The following is a 17,910-nucleotide window of genomic DNA, read 5'->3' as shown; positions in this document are numbered from 1 at the left end:
AGTGTTAGTTGGCTTCCGGCTTCACCAGGGGGAAGAGGACGGTCTCGCGGATACCGAGGCCGGTGAGGGCCATCAGGAGGCGGTCCACGCCCATGCCGCAGCCGGCGGTCGGGGGCATGCCCTGCTCCATGGCGGCGAGGAAGTTTTCGTCGAGAAGCATTGCCTCGTCATCTCCGTGGGCGGCGAGGCGTGCCTGGTCCTCGAAGCGCTCGCGCTGGATCACCGGGTCGACGAGCTCAGAGTAGCCGGTGGCCAGCTCGAAGCCGCGGACGTAGAGGTCGAACTTCTCGGTGACGCCGCGCTGCTCGCGGTGGTCGCGGGTGAGCGGGGAGGTCTCGACCGGGAAGTTGATCACGAAGGTCGGTTCGTAGAGCTGGTCGGAGCAGAGGTGCTCCCAGATCTCCTCGACGAGCTTGCCGTGGAGCCAGCCTGCATTCTTGGGCACGTCGAGGCCGATCACACCGGCGATGGCGGTGAGCTCCTCCACCGTGGAATCGACGGTGACCTCCGGCTGGCCCGGGAACTTGCGCTGCAGCGCCTCGTTCAGGCTCGGGTACATCTCGAGGACTTTCCACTCGCCGGAAAGGTCGTAGACGGTGCCGTCGGCAAGCGTGACCTGCTCCGTGCCGAAGACCTCACGCGCGCAGAACTGGACGAGCCCCTGCATGGTGCGGGCGCCGTCCTTGTAGGTGCCCCAGGCCTGGTAGGTCTCGAGCATGGTGAACTCCGGCGAGTGGGAGGAATCGATGCCCTCGTTGCGGAAGTTACGGTTGATTTCGAAGACGCGGTCGATGCCGCCGACGACGGCGCGCTTGAGGAAGAGCTCCGGCGCGATGCGCAGGTAGAGGTCGATATCCAGCGCGTTCGAGTGGGTGACAAACGGGCGCGCGGCGGCGCCGCCGTGCAGCGTCTGGAGCATCGGGGTCTCAATCTCCACGAAGTCCAGCTGCGTGAGGTACTTGCGCACCGCGGCGATGACCTTCACGCGGGTGAGCGCGTTGGTGCGCGCCTGCTCGCGCATGATCAGGTCGGTGTAGCGGTGGCGGACGCGCTGCTCCTCGTTCATGTCCGCGAACGCGACCGGCAGCGGGCGCAGCGCCTTGGATGCCATCTGCCACTCGGTGGCCTGGACGGAGAGCTCGCCGCGGCGCGACGCGATCACGCGGCCGGTGACGGAGACGATGTCACCGAGGTCCGTGTCGGCCTTCCAGTTCGCGAGGTTCTCCTCGCCGACCTCCGCGAGAGACAGCATGACCTGCAGCTGGGTGCCGTCGCCCTCCTGCAGCGTGGCGAAGCAGAGCTTGCCGGTGTTGCGCTGGAACATGATGCGGCCGGCAACCGAGACCACATCCTGGGTTTCCTGGCCCGGCTCGAGGTGGGTGGTGCCGTTCGCGGACGGGTCGCCCGCCTCGACAACCTGGTAGGTGTTGCGGAGATCGCGCAGGCTCGTGGTGCGCTTGATCTCGGCGGGGTAGGGCTCCCGGCCTTCGTCGAGAAGCTTTTGGCGCTTCGCGCGGCGGATCTGCTGCTGCTCAGAGAGGGACTGCTGCGGGGCAGCGTTCTTATCTGCGTTGGTGGCGGGCTGCTTCTGATTCACGCCCGCCAATGGTAGTCGCTGGGTGTTGGTTAGTTGCAGACGGGGAGATCGAGGCGCTTCGCCTCAGCCTCGTTGCCGTTGACAATGATCAGGAACTGGCCCTTGTCGCGCGGGGCCATGGCGAAAGCCTGCGGGTATGCGTCCGGGATCTCGAAATCGTCGATCATGCACTCGCCGGAGCCGAGGACGGTGGCGTACTCGGAACCCGGGACAGCGTCGTCGCGCTCCGACTGGGTGGTGTACTTGGCCACGGTCACGCCGAGATCCTCGTTGGCGCAGCGGACCTTTGCCTCCTGGTCAGCGTCAGGTGCAGCGGACTCGCACTTCAGGCCCTCCCAGCCGGCCTGGCCGGCGCGCTTGCCCACGATGCCCGGGTAGGCCTCGGCGATCTGCTGCTCGGAGGCGGACCACTGCTCACCGCGGTTGGTGGTCCACCACCAGGCGACGAGGAGCGCGACGAGCGCGAGCGCCAGGACTGCGATGATCCACGGCCACGGGTTCATGCGGTTCTTCTCCGGCGCAGGTGCGGGCGCGACGTTGGCCGGGTACGGCTCCGGCGGCTTGCGGTAGCCGTCTTGCGGGCGCGGGGAGACGTCGGCGACCGGGGCATCGTCCGGGTTCTGCGGCGCAGAGGCTGCCAGCGGCGGGCCGACCGGGGCGCCGATCAGCGAGGTGTTGTCGGTGAGCTCCTGCGTGGCGTGCTCCAGGTAGCCGACTGCGGTGGCGTGCTTGGTTGCAGCCTCCTCATCGACGGGCTGGCCGGTGAGCTCGGCGACGACATTCCAAAAATCGTGGAGGTTATCCTCCGGCGCTGCGGTTTCCAGGCTCGGGCCCACGAGGGAGAGCTTGACGGGGACGTCGGACCACGCCGGCTGGACCAGAAGGTGCTCCGGGTTGATGGAGCGTGCGAGGAGATCTGCCTGGCCGGAGGCGTTGTAGGCGTCGACGGTCTCGGCGACCTGCTGGAGCAGATCGCGGGTTTCCTGCGCGGTGAAGACCTCGTTGTTGCTGCGCTTTTGATCGATGAGGTTCGCCAGCGGGGTGCCTACGGGGGCTTCCTGGAGGACGTACAAGCGGCCGTCGTCAAGCTGGCCGGCGCCGCGCGGCTGGAACGCGCCGGACGTCGGGATCGCGTCGAACTGGGTGCCGTGGGCTACGGGAGTGTCGAAGATCTCGACCTGGACTGCTGCCCCGTCGTCATTGCTGGCTTCGTAAATTGTGGAGGCGGCGGTGCGGGCCGTCTCGCGGACGCGGTCGGCGTCGAAGTTGAAGCCGTGGCGGTCGTTGAGGATTCCGGCAATGAGGGGCGCAGACATGGTTGCGAGTTTAGCGCAGGGAATTGTGGCGGGGCGCGGGTGGAGCGGTGGTCACATGAGTCACAGGATTTTGGATCGCTGTGTGTTGTCAGGCAAATGGGGTAATTATGTGATTCCCGTGATCTATGTGTGGGTCGCGCACATATGTGCGCGGGAGGGCTAGAAGTCGTCGGCGATGTGCTTGAAGCCGATGCCGAGTGGGAGGCCGACGTTGTCGGCGAGGTGGACCGAGGCTTGCGCCTCGGTCGTGGAGCTGTCTTGTTTGGCGGGCAGAGTGATGGCGGCGAGCAGGCGGGCGTCGCCGGTCTGCGGGGCGGGGCCGAAGGCGAGGTCGCGGATCGCCAGGTATGTGGGCTCCACACCAGCGGCGTTGAGAATGCCGCGGACGGTCTCGAGGACAACCTCCTCGCCGTGCTCCGCGGCGTGGGCGCCGGCGGTCAATGCGGCGGAAAGGGCGAGGGCGGTGTCCTGGGAAGCGTCGTCGATACGCGAATTGCGCAAGGAGAGCGCGACGCCGTCGGGGGTGCGGACGGTGGGCACGGAGTGGAGTTTCACTTCCATGCGGAGTGCGGAGACGGCGCGCTGGGTGGCCACGAGGAGTTCGAAGTCCTTCTCCCCCATCACTAGGTCGGTGGCGTGGGTGAGGTTGGCGGCGGCGAGGATGCGTGCGACGTCGCGGGCGATGACCTCGGAGTTTTCGAGGTGGTCGAGGCCGGTGTTGACGCTGACGGTGGTTTCGAGGGGGCCGTTGAAGACGAGATCGACCTTTTCGCGGGTGAAGATGTCGCGGGTGGTGTCGTCGAGCTCGCCGGTGAAGGTGACCACGGTGTACGCGCCGAGGAGGGAACGGGCGGCGCGGATGAGCTCGATGTGGCCGGCGTGGATCGCGCTGGAGAGCGGGACCAGTGCGATGGTCTTGCCGATCTTGCGGAAGGCGCGGCCGTAGGTGGCAAGCAGTGCTTCGTCGGTGACGACGGTGGCTTGGCCTGGGGTGAACGTCATGGTCGGGATCCTTCGTAGTGCTCGTAGGCCCACAGCTCAATGTCCGTGGCGTGGGATTGCTCGGCGCGGCGGCGGTGCAGGTCGACAAAGAGACGGCGGGCGCCGGGATCGTCGATCGCGGCCGCGAGGCGGTCGAGGTCGCTCGGGGTTATGGCAGGCAGCGTGCCGGATGGGGCCTGGAAGAAACTGTCCTGGAGGGGTTCCAAGGTGGGAATGGTAGCGCGCAGGATGTCGAAGGCGTCCTCGCGGGCCGCTTGTTCCAGCGCGCGGAGGTGCTGGGCTGCGGCGATGGCGGGGCGGTCTTGGTCGCTGATGGGGACGGCGGTGCCGCCGGCTTCGGCAATGAGGATGCTGACGAGGGTCTCCCCCATCTCGTCGGCGGCGGCGGTGACCCAGACGGTGCCGAAGAGGTTGTGGGCTGCCATGACAATGGCGTGGGAGGTTTCGACATCGTCGAGTAGTTGCGGGCCGTGGTCGAGCGCGGTGTGCAAGAACATCTGTCGCGGGCGGGCGTGGGGCGCGAGCTCGGCGGCGGTGGCGCGGATGTCGTCGGCGGTGCCGTCGAGGATCACCAGGTCAACGTGCTGGATCGCACCGGGGTCGTCGAACGGGTCGATGGCGTGGGTGGTGTGGCCGGCGCGCTCAAGGAGCGTGGACAGGTGCGGGTGGCCAATCACGCCGACGGCGAGGCGGGGCGGCATGCGGGCGCTAGTGCTCCTCGCGCTTCAGCAGGTCAGCCACGGAGATGGCGGATGCGCCGCGCTCGTCGCGGCGGCGGCGGCCGCCACGGCGGGAGGTGGTGGGTTCGGTGGTGTCGGCCGGGGCTGCGGACGGAGTGGGCTCGGCCGGCTTGGGGGTTGCGGCCGGAGCGGGCTCGGCCGGCGGGGTCGGCTGCGGCTTCGGGGCTGCCGGGGTCGGGAACGGCTTGGGCTGCTCGGGTTTCGGGGTGGTTGGCTTGGGGGCTGCCGGGGTGGGCTTGGGCGCAGCGGTCGGCTTGGGCTTCGGGGTTGCCGTGGGGGCCGGCTTGGCGGTCGGCTTGGGGGCCGCGGCGGCTTCGCGTTCGCGCTCGCTGATCAGGGCGGCCAGCGGGTTCGGCTGCGGGCGGGACGGCTGCTGGCCAAGGCGACCGGAGATGGCGTCGGCGGTCGGGGCGCCGGGTCGCTGGCGTCGGGAAGCGGGGGGCTCCTTCACAGCCGCGATCTTCGCCGTGTCCTCGGTGGAGGGGCCGGGCTGCTTCGGGGTGGACTCGATCTCCTGGATGCGGCGGGCGGCGGCGTGGACGGCGGCGGGCTCGTACTGCAGCGGCTCGCCGCGCAGCTCCTCGAGCTGGGAGCGCAGGGCCTTGATCTCGGCCTGCAGCTCGCGCAGCACCTCCACGTCCACGGCTGGGGCTGCCGGCGCGGGGGTGTCGGGGTGCTTTGCGAGTTGGGAGCGTGCGTCGGCAAGCTGTGCCTCGGTGTCCGCGGCGCGCTGGACTGCGGTGTCGCGGTCGCGGCGGGTGCGGTCGATGACCATGATGCCGGCGACGGCGGCCCAGAGCGCGAAGATCAGCGCGATCTTCAGCGCGTTGGCGGAGTTGGTGAAGAGCATGACCACGGTGCCGATCACGGCCACCACGAACGGGGCGACCACCCAGAAGGTGCCCTTGGAGCTGGTTGCGGACGTGGGCTCGCGGTCAGTCATGGTGATTACCTTAGCTAACGCCCTCGCCGGCGGAGGGTGGCGACACTTCGCACGCCCGCTCCAGCATTACCCCCGCCGCGGCGAGCGCGATGCCGCCGAGCGCACCCGAAAGTACGGAGGGGAAATCTTCCGCTGCGGCGGTGAGTAGTTGCAGCCGGGGAATGACGTAGATGAGCACGCCGGCGTAGAGGCCGCCGCACAGCGCGCCCGCCCACGCGGAGGCCTTGCCGAAGACCATGAGGTTCGCGGCCATCATCGGGTTGAGCTGGCTGCGGTCCAGGCCCACCTTCCCCTCCTCGCGACGCTTGTGCACCATGTAGGCGAAGTAGCCGCAGGCCGCGGCGACGATCCAGAGGCTCAAGGGCACGATCAGGTCGAGGGAGACGAGCGCGCTGTAGAAGCGGCGCACCAGGATCAGCGCCGCGGCGGCCGTGAAGAAGAACGCGCCGATGAGGCCGGTGAGCGGGGTGCGGGTCATGGTCGCGCCTCGCTTTGAGTGGGGTCGGCGGGGTCGCTGGCTTCGGCGGGGAGTTGGCGCACGCCTTGCGGTTCGAGGTTGTGGAGGATCTCGCGGACGGGTTGGCCGTTCAGCTGCGCGTCCGGATCGATCTCCAACCAGGGGCGCAGGACGAATTCGCGCTGGTGGGCTCGCGGGTGCGGGACGGTCAGCTCCGGGTCGTCTGCGGTGTAGCCGTCGATGTGCACGATGTCCACGTCCAGCGTGCGCGGGCCCCAGCGGACGTCGCGCACGCGGTTCGCCTCGCGCTCGAGCTGCTGGCAGGTGTTGAGGAGCTCGTGGGGGGTGAGGGGAACGTCGATAAGCAATGCCTGGTTCAGAAAGTCCGGCTGGTCCACCCCGCCCCAGGGCGCGGTGGCGTAGATGGAGCTCGCGCGGATCAGATGCGGCTCGAATGCGCGGACCACGGCTGCGAGGTGCGCGCGCGAATCTTCCATGTTGGAGCCGGTGGACAGCACTGCGCGCATGGTCAGAGGCGCTTTCGGGAGCGACGGGCCACCACGGCCACGTCCTGGAACACCAGCGGGATCGGGGCGTGCGGCTTGTGCAGCGTCACCTCGACGGCGTGGAGCTGGGGGTAGGTTTGCAGGGCCTCGTCGGCGATCTGCGTGGCGACGGTCTCGATGAGCTGGCGCGTCGTCCCGGCCGCGATGTCGTGGGCCAGCTGGGCGAGCTCCGCGTAGTTGATGGTCTGCGTGAGGTCATCGTCGGCCGCGGCCTGGGCGAAATCGAGCCAGCACGTGATGTCGATGGTGAAGGTCTGGCCGTGTGCCGTCTCGTGCGGCAGCACGCCGTGGTTCGCGTGGACGGTCAGGCCCTTGAGCTCGATGCGGTCCGCCATTTACCTGCCCGCCTTCCATGCCGACGCGACGTCGACGGCGTCGCGGGACACCGCCACTTCGTGCACGCGCACGCACCACGCGCCCATGTGCGCGGCAAGCGCGGTGACGGCGGCGGTGGCGGGATCGGCGTCGGTCGGCAAGTGATCGAGGCCCCGAGCTTGGCGGATGCCCGTGAGGAAGCGCTTCCGGCTCGCGCCCACCAGCACCGGGTACGGGCCCACGATGAACTCGGGCAGGGCGTTGAGCAGCGCCCAGTTGTCCTCGGCCGTTTTGGCGAAGCCAAGGCCCGGGTCCACCGTGATGTTCTCCGGCTTCACGCCGGCCGCGATGGCGTTGTCGGCGAGCTGCGCCAGCACGTCGTGGACGTCTTTGACCACGTCGCCGCCGTGATCGGCCGCGCCCGCCGCGGACTCGAAACGCTCCGCGCGCCAGTGCATCAGGCACACCGGCAGCTGCGTCTCCGCCATCACGGCGTACATGTCCGGGTCGGCGAGGCCGCCGGAGACGTCGTTGATCAGGTCCGCACCGGCTTCTGCGGCGGCCATGGCTGTGGCGGCGCGCATGGTGTCGATGGAGGTGAGGATGCCGTCGTCGTGAAGCTGCGCAATGACCGGGCGGATACGCGCGGCCTCCACCTCCGCGGGCACGCGCGTGGCGCCCGGGCGTGTCGATTCCGCACCGACATCAATAATGTCCGCCCCCAGCCGCACCAGCTCGTGCGCGTGCGCGACCGCGGCGTCCACGTCCAGGTACTGGCCGCCGTCCGAGAAGCTGTCCGCGGTGACGTTCACAATGCCCATCACCGTGGTGCGCCCCTTCGCGCTCAGCCTATCGACGCTCATGTTCTAGCTCCTGATCAAGCTCATGACCTCAGCGCGCGAGGCCGCGTTGTGCTGGAAGCCGCCGCGCACCGCCGACGTGGTGGTCACGGCGCCCGGCTTGCGGATGCCGCGCATGGCCATGCACAGGTGCTCGCACTCGATAACCACGATCACCGCGCTGGCACCGAGCTTCTCGACGAGCGCGTCCGCAATCTGCGCCGTCAACCGCTCCTGCACCTGGGGGCGCTTCGCGTAGAGGTCCGCAAGGCGGGCCAGCTTGCTCAGGCCAGTGACCTTGCCCTCCGGGCCCGGGATGTAGCCGATGTGCGCCTTGCCGTAGAACGGCACGAGGTGGTGCTCGCAGGTGGAGTAGATCGGGATGTCGCGCACCAGGACCAGCTCGCGGTGGTTCTCCGCGAAGGTCTTCTCCAGCACGTCGGTCGGCTCCGCGTGGAGGCCGGCGAAGACCTCCTCGTAGGCGCGGGCGACGCGCGCCGGGGTTTCCTTGAGGCCCTCGCGGTCCGGGTCCTCCCCCACCGCGATCAGCAGCTCGCGCACCGCGGCCTCGGCGCGCTCGCGGTCGAACGTGCCGGTTGTCGCCAGCGCGTGGTCGCTTGCGCCCGGGCTCGTGTGCTCCGGGTCGAGCAGATCGCTCTCGCGGGTTGGCTCGGTCATAGTTGTCCCTCCTGGGTCTCGTCGCGCGGCGGTTCCGGCTGCTCGCTGTCCGGCTTGGCGATGTCCTCCGCGTCCCGCACCGGAGTCTCCTCCGGCACGTTCGAGTCCGTCGCGTTCTCCTCGAACGGGTGGTCCGGGCGCTCGTGCTCCGGCAGCCGGAACCCGATCTCCTCGGTGGGCTGCTCGGCCGGACGCTGTGGCTGCTGCTCGGCTGGGCGCTGGTTCGGGCGCGGCAGGCGCGTCGTCTCCTCGCCAGGGCGGTACTTGTCCATGCCCGGGTGCGGCGGCAACGGCTGGGGTGCCTGCGGCTGGCTCTGCTGGCCGGGGTATGTCCAGCCGGGCGGCGGGGTTGGGCCGTAGTTCGGCTGGTTGCCGCGCTGGCCGCCCGGGTGCGGCTGCCAGCGGGAGGAGCCGCTCTGGCCGCTCGGGGCCGCGCCGGCGTTTTGACCGCCGCTGGAATTTCCGCCAGCGCGCCAGCGGTTGTAGGGCTGGTTCTGCTGCGCCTGCTCTGCTTCGCGCTCGCGACGGCGGCGCTCGCGGGTTTCACGCGATGCCTCGAGGATGGAGAAGCGCTTCGGCGGTTCCTCGCCGCGCTCCTTCGCCAGTTCCACCGGGGTCTTGACGGGGTCGCGTCCTTCTTGGCGGGTGAAACGAGCGTCGTGAAGCGGGAGCTCCGGACGCTCCGGCTCGATGTCCTCGAAGAGCGCCTCGAGGTCGGGGCGGCGCAGGGTCTCCTTCTCGAGCAGCTTGCTCACCAGCGTGTCCAGGTGATCGCGGTGGCGTTCGAGGATGGCATAGGCGGTGGCGTGCGCGGCGTCGACGAGCTCGTGCACCTCGCGGTCGATGGTCTCCGCGACGGCCGGCGAGTAGTCGAGGTGCCCGCCGCCCCCGCGCATGGCGAAGGGGTCGCCCTGCTCCTCGCCGTACTTCACGGTGCCGAGGACGCTGGACATGCCGTACTCGGTGACCATCGCGCGGGCGATCTTGGTGGCCTGCTCGATGTCGTTCGACGCGCCGGTCGTCGGCTCACCGAAGACGAGCTCCTCCGCGCTGCGGCCGCCCATGGCGAAGACCATCCGCGCGAAGAGTTCGTCGCGGTTGTACATGCCCTTGTCGTCTTCGTCGGCAGTCATGGCGAAGCCGCCGGTGTTGCCGCGCTGGAGGATGGTCACCTTGTACACGCGCTCGATGTCCTGGAGCGCCCACGCGGCGAGCGTGTGGCCGCCCTCGTGGTAGGCGGTGACCTTCTTCTCCTTCTCGGAGATGAGTTTGGAGCTGCGGCGCGGGCCGCCGATCACGCGGTCCGTCGCCTCTTCGAGCGCGTCCGGCGTGATCACGTTGCCGCCGACGCGGGCGGTGAGCAGCGCGGCCTCGTTGAGCACGTTGGCCAGGTCCGCGCCCGACATGCCGGCGGTGCGCTTCGCCAGCGCGTCCAGGTCCACGTCCTTGGACAGCGGCTTGTTCTTCGCGTGCACCTTGAGGATCTGCGCGCGGCCGGCGAGGTCCGGGTTGGTCACCGGGATCTGGCGGTCGAAGCGGCCCGGGCGCAGCAGCGCCGGGTCGAGGATGTCCGGACGGTTCGTCGCGGCGATGAGGATCACGCCCTCACGGCCGTCGAAACCGTCCAGCTCCACGAGCAGCTGGTTCAGCGTCTGCTCGCGCTCGTCGTGGCCGCCGCCCATGCCGGAGCCGCGCTGCCTACCGACGGCATCAATCTCGTCGATGAAGATAATGCACGGCGCGTTCTCGCGGGCCTGCTTGAACAGGTCGCGCACGCGCGAGGCACCGACGCCGACGAACATCTCGACGAAGTCCGAACCCGAGATGGTGTAGAACGGCACACCCGCCTCGCCCGCGACGGCGCGGGCGAGAAGCGTCTTACCGGTGCCGGGCGGGCCGTAGAGCAGCACGCCGCGCGGGATCTTCGCGCCGAGCTGCTGGTAAATCGTCGGGTCGACGAGGAAGTCCACCACTTCCTGCAGCTCGTCGACGGCTTCGTCGGCACCCGCGACGTCCGCGAACGTGTTCGTCGGGTTGTCCTTGGTCAGCTGCTTCGCCTTCGAGCCGCCGATGCCGAACATGCCGCCGCCCGCCTGCATGCGGTACGTGAAGTAAATCAGCAGGCCGAAGATGATGATCATCGGCAGCATGAAGCCGATCATGGACATCAGGAACGATTCCTGCGTCACGTTCGTCTTGTAGCTGTCGGCGCCGGAATTCTGCACCGCGTCGAAAATCACCGGGGTGGTGCGCGCCGGGTACTGAGCGCTGATGGCCTCGATGCCCTCGCGCTCATCGACGGTGATCGGTTCGCGCAGGTCGATGCGGACGCGCTGCTCGCGATCGTCGATCTGCACCTCTTCCGCGTTATTCTCGCGCAGCTGCTCCAGCGCGACAGACGTGTCCACCTGCTGATACGCGCGGGTATCGTCCCCGATCAGCGTCAACAGGTACAGAACAATAAGGACGGTGGCGCCGATCAGGCCCCACCGCAGCACGTTTTGGTTTTTGGTCATGTGTTCTTTCGTCGAAAAGCTCTAGTGCTCGGAGTACACGCGCGGGTGCAGCGTGCCGACGTACGGAAGATCACGGTACCGCTCCGCGTAATCCAGCCCGTAACCGATCACGAACTCGTTGGGAATGTCGAAGCCGACATCGAGCAGCTCGATCTTCGCCGTCTGCACCTCCGGCTTGCGCAGCAGCGTCACCACCTCCAGCGACTTCGGGCCGCGGCCCTTCAGGTTGCGCAGCAGCCACGACAGCGTGAGGCCCGAGTCGATGATGTCCTCCACGACGAGCACGTCCCGGCCCTGGATCTCCTTGTCCAGGTCCTTGAGGATGCGGACGACACCTGAGCTGGTGGTCGAGTTGCCGTAGCTGGAGACCGCCATGAACTCCATCTCGCACGGAATACTCAGCGCGCGGGCGAAATCGGTGAGGAAGAACACCGCGCCCTTGAGCACGCACACCAGCATGAGGTCCTGCTCCGCGTTCTTGTACTTCTCGCTGACCATGTCCGCCAGCTCCTGGATGCGCGACTGCAGCTGCTCCTCGTCGATCAGAATCGCCTCGACGTCGTCGCCGTAGCGGTTCGCGGGGACGTTGAAGTCCTTCTTGTCGTACAGCTTCGCGGTGTGGGTTGCGGGGTGCTGCTCGGGGGCGTGCTCGGTCATGGCGGCGGGCCTTTCGCTCAGGTGGCTATTTATGGCTCAACCTCTACATAGTGCCACCGGCGGGCGCGCAGCTTCAAGAAGCGGGGTGGTAGGAGGTGGTTTGGGGGTTTGGGGCGGGTTTGGCAGCGGGGTTTGCGGCGTTGACGGGGCGACTTCGGGTCTGCGGGGCGGTGTGGGCGGCCTGGCGGTGGGGCCGGTCGGTGCGGATAGCGAACGCAGATCGATCCTCTGTTTCGATCCATGGTTGCCGAGCCGCCCGCCGCGATCCAGAGGGATTTATTCGTCCAATCTCCATGTATAAAAACGACTGGATCGTCTCGGGAGGATCGGAACGGAGGCTACGCAACGGGCCACCTGGGGGCTGGCGGGGATCGGCCTGAGCGGCGGGGGTCGACCCGGGTGACGTCGAGGATCGTGGACCGTGATCCCAGCCGGGCAACGAAACACCCTGAACAGCAAAACAGAAAGGCCACCCGGCCTGTGGGAGCTAGAAGCAGAACGCAGGGCCGGGCGGCGGGGTTGGAGAACGGCGTGGTGGTGGAGGAAATGAACGTCGGAAAGCGTGGTTCTAGGCGATGACAGCGCCGCGGGCTGCGATGGCCTGGAGAACCTCGGCGATGAACTGCTCCGGGTGCCTGCGGATGAAGTCTGCGGGGTACCGGAGTATCACGTAGCCCTTGTTGGTGATCTGCTTCTGGCGATCGTGTTCGCGCTTGCGAACGGCATCGGCGTCGGGGCCTTCGTATTTGATGTCGCCGTCGATCTCGATGATCAACCAACCGTCGATGAGAATGTCGACGAAATAGTGGAGGATCTTTACCTGGGTCTGGATCGGGCCGATGCCGGCCTCGATGAGGAGGGCGCGGGCGAGAGATTCGTATGGTGAATCGGAGTTAGAAACGGCATGGTCGATGCACCTGCGTACCGTGGCAATCCGGTGCAGCGGACCAAGGCGCCGCATCTGTTTGCGCAGCGCCTGCGGATCGTAGCCGCGGTAGAGGAGGTAATCGGCGGCAATGAGGCCCTCCAGAAAACCGTGGTAACGGGCGATATCTGCGAAGGTGCGGAAGAAATTGGTGATGGTGCAGCCGTTGCGCTCGGTGATTTCGTCGTCGCGAAGCTCCATGCGCCGATACTTCATACCGCCACGCTTCAGACGGCGCGGGGAGGTCCCGCCCGACGGGACGGCGAGCTCAACCGGTTCGTCGGTGAGGCTGATGACCCACATCCCCAACTCGCGCGCTGCGGAGCGACCGACCAAGATCGCTCCCCTGCTGGTCATCGATGCGGCTCGGCACTCCAACCAGCGCTGTTCGTGGAAAGGCAGGGCGTCCCACAGATTCTTTGCGTAGATCAGGGTCGGGTGGAGGTCGTGATAATCGCCGGTGAGCTCGCCCGCTGACTGGTGGCTGAGCTTCCTCAGATTGATCACGTGACTAAGAATTTCGGCCTCGCGGTTGCGGCGGGCCTCGCGGACTTCTTCAGGTTCTCTATCGATTCGTTTTGTTCCCATGCGTATTAGACGCACAAAACGCGGCGCCGGTTCCGTCGGGGGCGGAGAAACCCTCAGACGGCCCCGAGGTTTGGGGACGTGACAAACGCTAGGGGGTTCACGACCAAGGTTTTCACGAAAGAGGGAGATCTGGGTGCGAATCCCAGCCCGCCGACAGGCGGTGTAGCTCAAGTCAGAGCCCCTCTTTAGTCTTTCGGCGTAACTTTCACAACACAAAGCCGCGCGGCGCGGCGGGTGACCTGCGCGCCCGCGACGTGCACGGGGCCCTGCCCTTTCCAGTTCGTGACCAGGCGCTCGATGTCCGCGAGCTGGTCCGCCTGCACCGGCACGTCGTTGGCCAGGAGCCACGCCGCTAATCGACGGCGGCGGATCGGCGCCGGATCGTTCATCAGCTCTTCGCAGTTGTCGGTGGGGGTGAGGTCCGCAAGCGCGGCGATGAGCTGGCGGTCCTCGGCGATGCGGTCGGCGGTGGCAGCAAGGGCGGGGACGGCATCGCCGCCGAGGAGGTCGGTCAGGGTGGGGATGATGTGGTGGCGGATGGCGACGCGTCGGTAAGTGGGGTCGTCGTTCATCGGGTCGCGCCAGTACTGGAGGCCGAGTTCCTCGCACGCGCCGACGGTGTCCGCGCGGCGGAGGTTGAGGAACGGGCGGACGAGGGCGCCTTCGGGTCGCGTCTCGACGCGCGCCATGCCGGCGGGGTTGCCGCGCAGCGCGCCGAGGAGGAGGGTTTCGGCCTGGTCGTCGGCAGTGTGAGCGACCCAGACCTCGGGGGCGACACGGAACAGCGCAGCGTAGCGGGCCTCGCGGGCGACGGCTTCCAGGCCGCGTTGCGCCGCGGCATCGGCGGCGACCTCAACGCGGATGACTTCCGCGCGGATTCCGAGCGCACGCGCCTGCTCGGCGGCGCGTTCGGCAACCGCGGCAGATCCAGGCTGCAGCGCGTGGTCGACGATGACGGCGCGCACGTCCCTCCCCTCCGCAGCTACCGCCGCGACCAGTGCCAACGAATCGGGGCCACCGGAGAGGCCGATGACGGGCGTGGTGGCTGCGGCGGAAACGGGGAGGTCACGAATGGAACGTCGGCAAGCGAGGAAGTGCGGCGACTTGCGGGGCCAGAACGGGTCCACGGCGCGGCCTACATGGTGCGGAGGGCGGAGGCGAGCTCGTCGAGCGCGCGGCGGGCAGCGAGGATCTCGGAGCCGTTGGAGAGGAACGCGAAGGTGTAGACGTTGCCGTTCTCGCTGGTCACGGTACCCGCAAGTGCCGACGTCTCATCCAACGTGCCCGTCTTCGCCCGCACCCAGCCGCGGCCGGGCAGGTCGCCGTAACGCTGGATCAGCGTGCCCTCGCCGGCGGCGACGGGCAGGGTGGCCAACAGCGGGCGGAGCTCGCTGGGGCCCGGCGCGGCGGCGGCAGCGAGGATCGAATCGAGAAGCGCGGGCGTGACCAGGTTCAGCTCGGAGAGGCCGGAGTTGTCGTTGACGGTGGTCGCGGAGGTGTCGAAGCCGTGCTCGGCGAGGATCGCAAGCGTCGCCGCCGGCGCGTCGGTCTGCCCGCGGTGCAGCGCCAACTCGCGGCCGATGGCCTCGGCGTAGACGTTGTCGGAGTTCTTCATCATCACCGCCAGGCGGGTGACCAGGTCCGGCGACTCGACGGACGCGACCGGCGCGGCGACGGCTTCACCGGCGGCCGCCCCACCGGCGGCCGCAGGCACCGACCCGTACCCCACCTCGCTGACGCCGATGCGGTCCGCAAGCGCCTGCGCGACATCCAGCGCCGGGGTGTGGGAGCGCGGCACGTCGCCGACCGTGTCCTCCAGTCCGCGGCCGCCGCTCAACATCGCGGGCTGCAGCGGAGCGACGAAGCCGCCGTCGATGTCTACGGGATCCCACCCGGGGAGGAGTTCGGGCATCGCGGCCCACGCCGACGTATCGATGAGCACTCGCGACGCCCCGGAACCGGCGAGCTGCGCGGCAAGCGCATCGAGCGCTTCGGCGTCCATCCACACGTCGCCGGCGGCGCGAATTACCAGGTCATCGCCCACGCGGTAGACGTCGGTACGTAGGCGATCCAGCGGCCCGAGCTCCAGCACGGCCGCGGCGGCGGTGAGAATCTTGGTTGTCGACGCGGGCCGCAGCGGTGCCCCCGACTGCACGTCGCACACGACGCGGCCCGTCGCGGCGTCCGTCACGCGGGCGTGGAACTCGGCGAGGCGGGGGTCGAAGGCGGCTGGGGGACAGGCGTCGGCAAGCGAAGGTTCGGTGGCGGCGACCAGGACGGGCGCGGGGGTGGGCAGGGCGTACGCGGGCGCGTGCTCGAGGGCGGAGAGTTGTTCGTGCGCGGCGATGCCGAACCCGGCGACAGTGCCCACGCCCACAAGCGCCGCGGCGGCGGTGACCCACGTGGCGGTTCTTCTTGCGCGCTTCTCATCCATCTCGGCAGAGCGTAGTACGCAGTGCGTAGTACAGCGCAAGAAGACGGGTTATACACAACACCACACAAACCACACAAAGCGACATCAGCGGGTAGGCATACACAACTCCACACAATCCACACAAACACACATGGTTCATTACGATGGGGTCATGTTTGGAGACAATCCATTCCGCGCTTCGCTTGGATCGAGCCCGCCACTGCTAGTGGGGCGTGACGAAGTTATAGAGGACTTCACTCTGGCACTGCGTGAGGGACCAGGGACGCACGAACGCGTGACACTCCTGGTAGGGGCACGTGGTGTTGGTAAGACGGTGCTTCTCAACGAGTTGGAGGACACCGCGGCCGAACATGGTTGGATTACATTTTCCGAAACCGCCACTGAGGGTTTTGTTCAGAATCTCAAGCTGCAGATAGGTGAGCTCCTCAACGGCGAGCGAGCTACTGGTAAACGGACAATCCAGATCGGTCCTTCCTTTTTGCGCTTTAAGCAAGAAGGCGAGGGACCAAGTCAGGTCACCGGCAATTTGCGCTCCCTGCTCTCTCAAGCTCTCGACCTTGTTGCGGAGAACTCAAGGTTCAACGAGCGCCCGAGCGGCATTCTCATCACGATTGACGAGCTGCACTACGTACACCAAAACGAAATTACGGAGTTTGCCACAACGATCCAGCACCTCATTCGCGAGAACCGGGAGATTGCCGTGGTTCTCGCCGGTATCCCCACTTCTATCCGGCCGCTTCTAGCCAGCCAAGATGGACGGAACCCAATCACCTTCCTACGCCGCGCTAACCGAATCGACTTAGGGCGGCTCCCCGACAGCAAGGTGCGGGAGGGGCTATCAGTTCCCGTTCAAGATGCCGGCAGGACGTGGAACGATCAGGCCTTAAATTACGCGGTAGAAGCATCAGGGGGTTACCCGTTCATGATCCAGCTGATAGGAAATTACTCGTGGAGATTCGCCGACGGGGAAGAAATCTCGTTAGATGCGACACAAGCTGGCGTAGCGAAAGCCAGGAAGAAGCTCGGGCAGCTCGTTCACGAGCCTGCGCTCAGTGATCTGTCGAGCGAGGACCGACGCTTCCTCGCAGCCATGTCGCTGGATGACGGCGAGTCGAAAATCACCGAGATAGCCAAACGTCTGGGGGTCAGCGACCAGCAGGCCTACAATTACCGCTCCCGACTCAACGAGGCTGACCTTGTAACCACGGGCCGCGGTACCGCGGATTTTGTATTGCCATTCTTGCGTGAGCACTTGCGGGAGCACGTAGTTACCGACCTGCTTCGTATCGAGCCCGAGAGCTCGCAATAGCCCTGCATCAGGTAGATGACGGCCTGCTCTTCCTCAACTCCCACCCAGACTACGATGGTGCCAGTAACTTCAGAACCGATCCAAAGGAGCACCATGGCTATCGAGGTCATCATCGAAATCCCGAAGGGGTCCCGCAACAAGTACGAGGTCGACCACGAAACCGGCCGCGTCTTCCTCGACCGCTACCTGTTCACCCCGATGGCGTACCCCGCCGACTACGGCTTCATCGAGCACACGCTTGCCGACGACGGCGATCCCCTCGACGCCCTCGTCATCACCCCCGAGCCGGTCTTCCCCGGCGTGACCGTCATCGCGCGCCCCATCGGCGTGTTCAAGATGACCGACGAGGCCGGCGGCGACGACAAGCTGCTCTGCGTCATCGACGACGTCCGCTACGAGCGCTACCAGGACATTTCCGACGTCGACGACTTCACCAAGAACGAAATCGAGCACTTCTTCGTCCACTACAAGGACCTCGAGCCGAACAAGGAAGTCACCGGCTCCGGCTGGGGCGACAAGGCCGAGGCTGAGGCGATCCTGCAGGCCGCGCTCGACGCGTTCGAGCGCGTCGGCGACAACTCCCGCGAAGGCCTCGAGGCCGAGAAGGACACCGAGACCGAGAACTAGGTCTGGCTTTCGGGTCTGCGGACTGGGCTTTCGGGTTTGGCCTTGCCGGTTCGCGCCGCTCTGCGCCGGTTTGCGCCAGTTTGCGCCGCTTTGCGTCAGTTTGCGCCAGTTCGCGCCGGGTTTACTGCGGTGGACCCGGCTTTTTGCTGCGCCAAACAGGCTGAAATCGCTGACAGCTCCAATTCGCGTCCGGCTTGGAGCTCTCAACGCGTTCGTTGACAGGCGACCAACTGAAACCCGCAGGTCACCGGCTTGACGCTGAGAGCTCCAGTCGTTGAGAGCTCCAGTTCTGGCCACCGCCTGGCCGTCGCCCCTGCGGCAGCCCCGCGGAAGCAGGGACAGCGGCACCTACTCCGGTGCCCCACCCCGGCAGCGGCACTCCCCTAGCGCAGATGCGCCAA

At 67.3% G+C, this 17,910-nt stretch carries 17 protein-coding genes; 2 read left to right on the top strand and 15 right to left on the bottom strand.

What is annotated here, in order from left to right; translation table 11 throughout:
- Positions 1 to 4: 4 nt before the first annotated feature.
- The 15 genes from lysS to dacB all read right to left on the bottom strand — a co-directional run bounded on the left by lysS (position 5) and on the right by dacB (position 15,573).
- Positions 5 to 1,597, bottom strand: coding sequence for a lysine--tRNA ligase (gene lysS, locus M5J20_RS08685; RefSeq protein WP_253578582.1), 1,593 nt, complete (start codon positions 1,595 to 1,597; stop codon positions 5 to 7).
- A gap of 29 nt (positions 1,598 to 1,626) precedes the next feature.
- A complete protein-coding gene (locus M5J20_RS08680; RefSeq protein ID WP_253578579.1) occupies positions 1,627 to 2,913 on the bottom strand; it encodes a hypothetical protein in 1,287 nt (428 codons plus the stop codon).
- Between the two features lie 159 nt (positions 2,914 to 3,072).
- Positions 3,073 to 3,915 carry a pantoate--beta-alanine ligase gene (locus M5J20_RS08675; RefSeq protein ID WP_253578576.1) on the bottom strand — a complete coding sequence of 281 codons (843 nt, stop codon included), beginning with the start codon at positions 3,913 to 3,915 and terminating at the stop codon, positions 3,073 to 3,075.
- Positions 3,912 to 4,616 (bottom strand): 6PGD fold domain-containing protein, encoded by a 705-nt coding sequence (locus M5J20_RS08670; protein ID WP_253578574.1) that lies wholly within the window; start codon positions 4,614 to 4,616, stop codon positions 3,912 to 3,914. Before M5J20_RS08670 ends, M5J20_RS08675 begins: the two co-directional genes overlap by 4 nt.
- 7 nt (positions 4,617 to 4,623) lie before the next feature.
- Positions 4,624 to 5,598: a DUF6779 domain-containing protein gene (locus M5J20_RS08665; RefSeq protein WP_253578573.1), complete on the bottom strand. Its 975-nt coding sequence runs from the start codon at positions 5,596 to 5,598 to the stop codon at positions 4,624 to 4,626.
- A 10-nt stretch (positions 5,599 to 5,608) separates the two neighbouring features.
- Entirely contained in the window at positions 5,609 to 6,076 is a 468-nt protein-coding gene (locus M5J20_RS08660; RefSeq protein ID WP_253578571.1) for a DUF3180 domain-containing protein, read from the bottom strand.
- Complete coding sequence (gene folK / locus M5J20_RS08655) at positions 6,073 to 6,582, bottom strand: 2-amino-4-hydroxy-6-hydroxymethyldihydropteridine diphosphokinase (RefSeq protein WP_253578570.1); 510 nt, start codon at positions 6,580 to 6,582, stop codon at positions 6,073 to 6,075. The genes M5J20_RS08660 and folK overlap by 4 nt, the downstream gene beginning before the upstream one ends.
- 2 nt (positions 6,583 to 6,584) lie before the next feature.
- The gene (folB, locus tag M5J20_RS08650; protein WP_253578568.1) at positions 6,585 to 6,956 is read right to left on the bottom strand and encodes a dihydroneopterin aldolase; all 372 of its coding nucleotides are present in this window, start codon (positions 6,954 to 6,956) and stop codon (positions 6,585 to 6,587) included.
- Positions 6,957 to 7,799: a dihydropteroate synthase gene (folP, locus tag M5J20_RS08645; protein WP_253578566.1), complete on the bottom strand. Its 843-nt coding sequence runs from the start codon at positions 7,797 to 7,799 to the stop codon at positions 6,957 to 6,959. It abuts the gene before it with no gap.
- A gap of 3 nt (positions 7,800 to 7,802) precedes the next feature.
- Complete coding sequence (gene folE, locus M5J20_RS08640) at positions 7,803 to 8,453, bottom strand: GTP cyclohydrolase I FolE (protein ID WP_253578564.1); 651 nt, start codon at positions 8,451 to 8,453, stop codon at positions 7,803 to 7,805.
- Entirely contained in the window at positions 8,450 to 10,969 is a 2,520-nt protein-coding gene (gene ftsH, locus M5J20_RS08635; RefSeq protein ID WP_253578561.1) for an ATP-dependent zinc metalloprotease FtsH, read from the bottom strand. Before ftsH ends, folE begins: the two co-directional genes overlap by 4 nt.
- 21 nt (positions 10,970 to 10,990) lie before the next feature.
- The gene (gene hpt, locus M5J20_RS08630) at positions 10,991 to 11,626 is read right to left on the bottom strand and encodes a hypoxanthine phosphoribosyltransferase (protein WP_437177635.1); all 636 of its coding nucleotides are present in this window, start codon (positions 11,624 to 11,626) and stop codon (positions 10,991 to 10,993) included.
- 568 nt (positions 11,627 to 12,194) lie between these two features.
- Entirely contained in the window at positions 12,195 to 13,139 is a 945-nt protein-coding gene (locus M5J20_RS08625) for an endonuclease domain-containing protein (RefSeq protein ID WP_253578560.1), read from the bottom strand.
- Between the two features lie 185 nt (positions 13,140 to 13,324).
- On the bottom strand, positions 13,325 to 14,266 hold the full coding sequence (tilS, locus tag M5J20_RS11520) for a tRNA lysidine(34) synthetase TilS (RefSeq protein WP_253578558.1): 942 nt from the start codon (positions 14,264 to 14,266) through the stop codon (positions 13,325 to 13,327).
- 8 nt (positions 14,267 to 14,274) lie between these two features.
- Positions 14,275 to 15,573 carry a D-alanyl-D-alanine carboxypeptidase/D-alanyl-D-alanine endopeptidase gene (gene dacB, locus M5J20_RS08615; protein WP_253578556.1) on the bottom strand — a complete coding sequence of 433 codons (1,299 nt, stop codon included), beginning with the start codon at positions 15,571 to 15,573 and terminating at the stop codon, positions 14,275 to 14,277.
- A gap of 130 nt (positions 15,574 to 15,703) precedes the next feature.
- Between dacB and M5J20_RS08610 the strand changes: the two genes are divergently transcribed.
- Both M5J20_RS08610 and M5J20_RS08605 read left to right on the top strand, forming a co-directional pair.
- Positions 15,704 to 16,882, top strand: coding sequence for an AAA family ATPase (locus M5J20_RS08610; protein ID WP_253578554.1), 1,179 nt, complete (start codon positions 15,704 to 15,706; stop codon positions 16,880 to 16,882).
- Between the two features lie 93 nt (positions 16,883 to 16,975).
- Positions 16,976 to 17,509: an inorganic diphosphatase gene (locus tag M5J20_RS08605; RefSeq protein WP_253578552.1), complete on the top strand. Its 534-nt coding sequence runs from the start codon at positions 16,976 to 16,978 to the stop codon at positions 17,507 to 17,509.
- Positions 17,510 to 17,910 lie beyond the last annotated feature (401 nt).

Origin of the sequence: Corynebacterium stercoris, assembly GCF_024160105.1 — a bacterium.
GTDB lineage: Bacteria > Actinomycetota > Actinomycetes > Mycobacteriales > Mycobacteriaceae > Corynebacterium > Corynebacterium stercoris.
Note: the sequence above shows the minus strand (reverse complement) of the source record. Positions and strands in the feature narration are given on the sequence as shown.

What these genes read in the sequence shown, in the direction of transcription:
- M5J20_RS08680 (WP_253578579.1), bottom strand. Translation starts at nt 2,913, where the DNA reads ATGTCTGCGCCCCTCATTGCCGGAATCCTCAACGACCGCCACGGCTTC.
- M5J20_RS08675 (WP_253578576.1), bottom strand. Translation starts at nt 3,915, where the DNA reads ATGACGTTCACCCCAGGCCAAGCCACCGTCGTCACCGACGAAGCACTG.
- M5J20_RS08670 (WP_253578574.1), bottom strand. Translation starts at nt 4,616, where the DNA reads ATGCCGCCCCGCCTCGCCGTCGGCGTGATTGGCCACCCGCACCTGTCC.
- M5J20_RS08665 (WP_253578573.1), bottom strand. Translation starts at nt 5,598, where the DNA reads ATGACTGACCGCGAGCCCACGTCCGCAACCAGCTCCAAGGGCACCTTC.
- M5J20_RS08660 (WP_253578571.1), bottom strand. Translation starts at nt 6,076, where the DNA reads ATGACCCGCACCCCGCTCACCGGCCTCATCGGCGCGTTCTTCTTCACG.
- folK (WP_253578570.1), bottom strand. Translation starts at nt 6,582, where the DNA reads ATGCGCGCAGTGCTGTCCACCGGCTCCAACATGGAAGATTCGCGCGCG.
- folB (WP_253578568.1), bottom strand. Translation starts at nt 6,956, where the DNA reads ATGGCGGACCGCATCGAGCTCAAGGGCCTGACCGTCCACGCGAACCAC.
- folP (WP_253578566.1), bottom strand. Translation starts at nt 7,799, where the DNA reads ATGAGCGTCGATAGGCTGAGCGCGAAGGGGCGCACCACGGTGATGGGC.
- folE (WP_253578564.1), bottom strand. Translation starts at nt 8,453, where the DNA reads ATGACCGAGCCAACCCGCGAGAGCGATCTGCTCGACCCGGAGCACACG.
- ftsH (WP_253578561.1), bottom strand. Translation starts at nt 10,969, where the DNA reads ATGACCAAAAACCAAAACGTGCTGCGGTGGGGCCTGATCGGCGCCACC.
- hpt (WP_437177635.1), bottom strand. Translation starts at nt 11,626, where the DNA reads ATGACCGAGCACGCCCCCGAGCAGCACCCCGCAACCCACACCGCGAAG.
- M5J20_RS08625 (WP_253578560.1), bottom strand. Translation starts at nt 13,139, where the DNA reads ATGGGAACAAAACGAATCGATAGAGAACCTGAAGAAGTCCGCGAGGCC.
- dacB (WP_253578556.1), bottom strand. Translation starts at nt 15,573, where the DNA reads ATGGATGAGAAGCGCGCAAGAAGAACCGCCACGTGGGTCACCGCCGCC.
- M5J20_RS08610 (WP_253578554.1), top strand. Translation starts at nt 15,704, where the DNA reads ATGGTTCATTACGATGGGGTCATGTTTGGAGACAATCCATTCCGCGCT.
- M5J20_RS08605 (WP_253578552.1), top strand. Translation starts at nt 16,976, where the DNA reads ATGGCTATCGAGGTCATCATCGAAATCCCGAAGGGGTCCCGCAACAAG.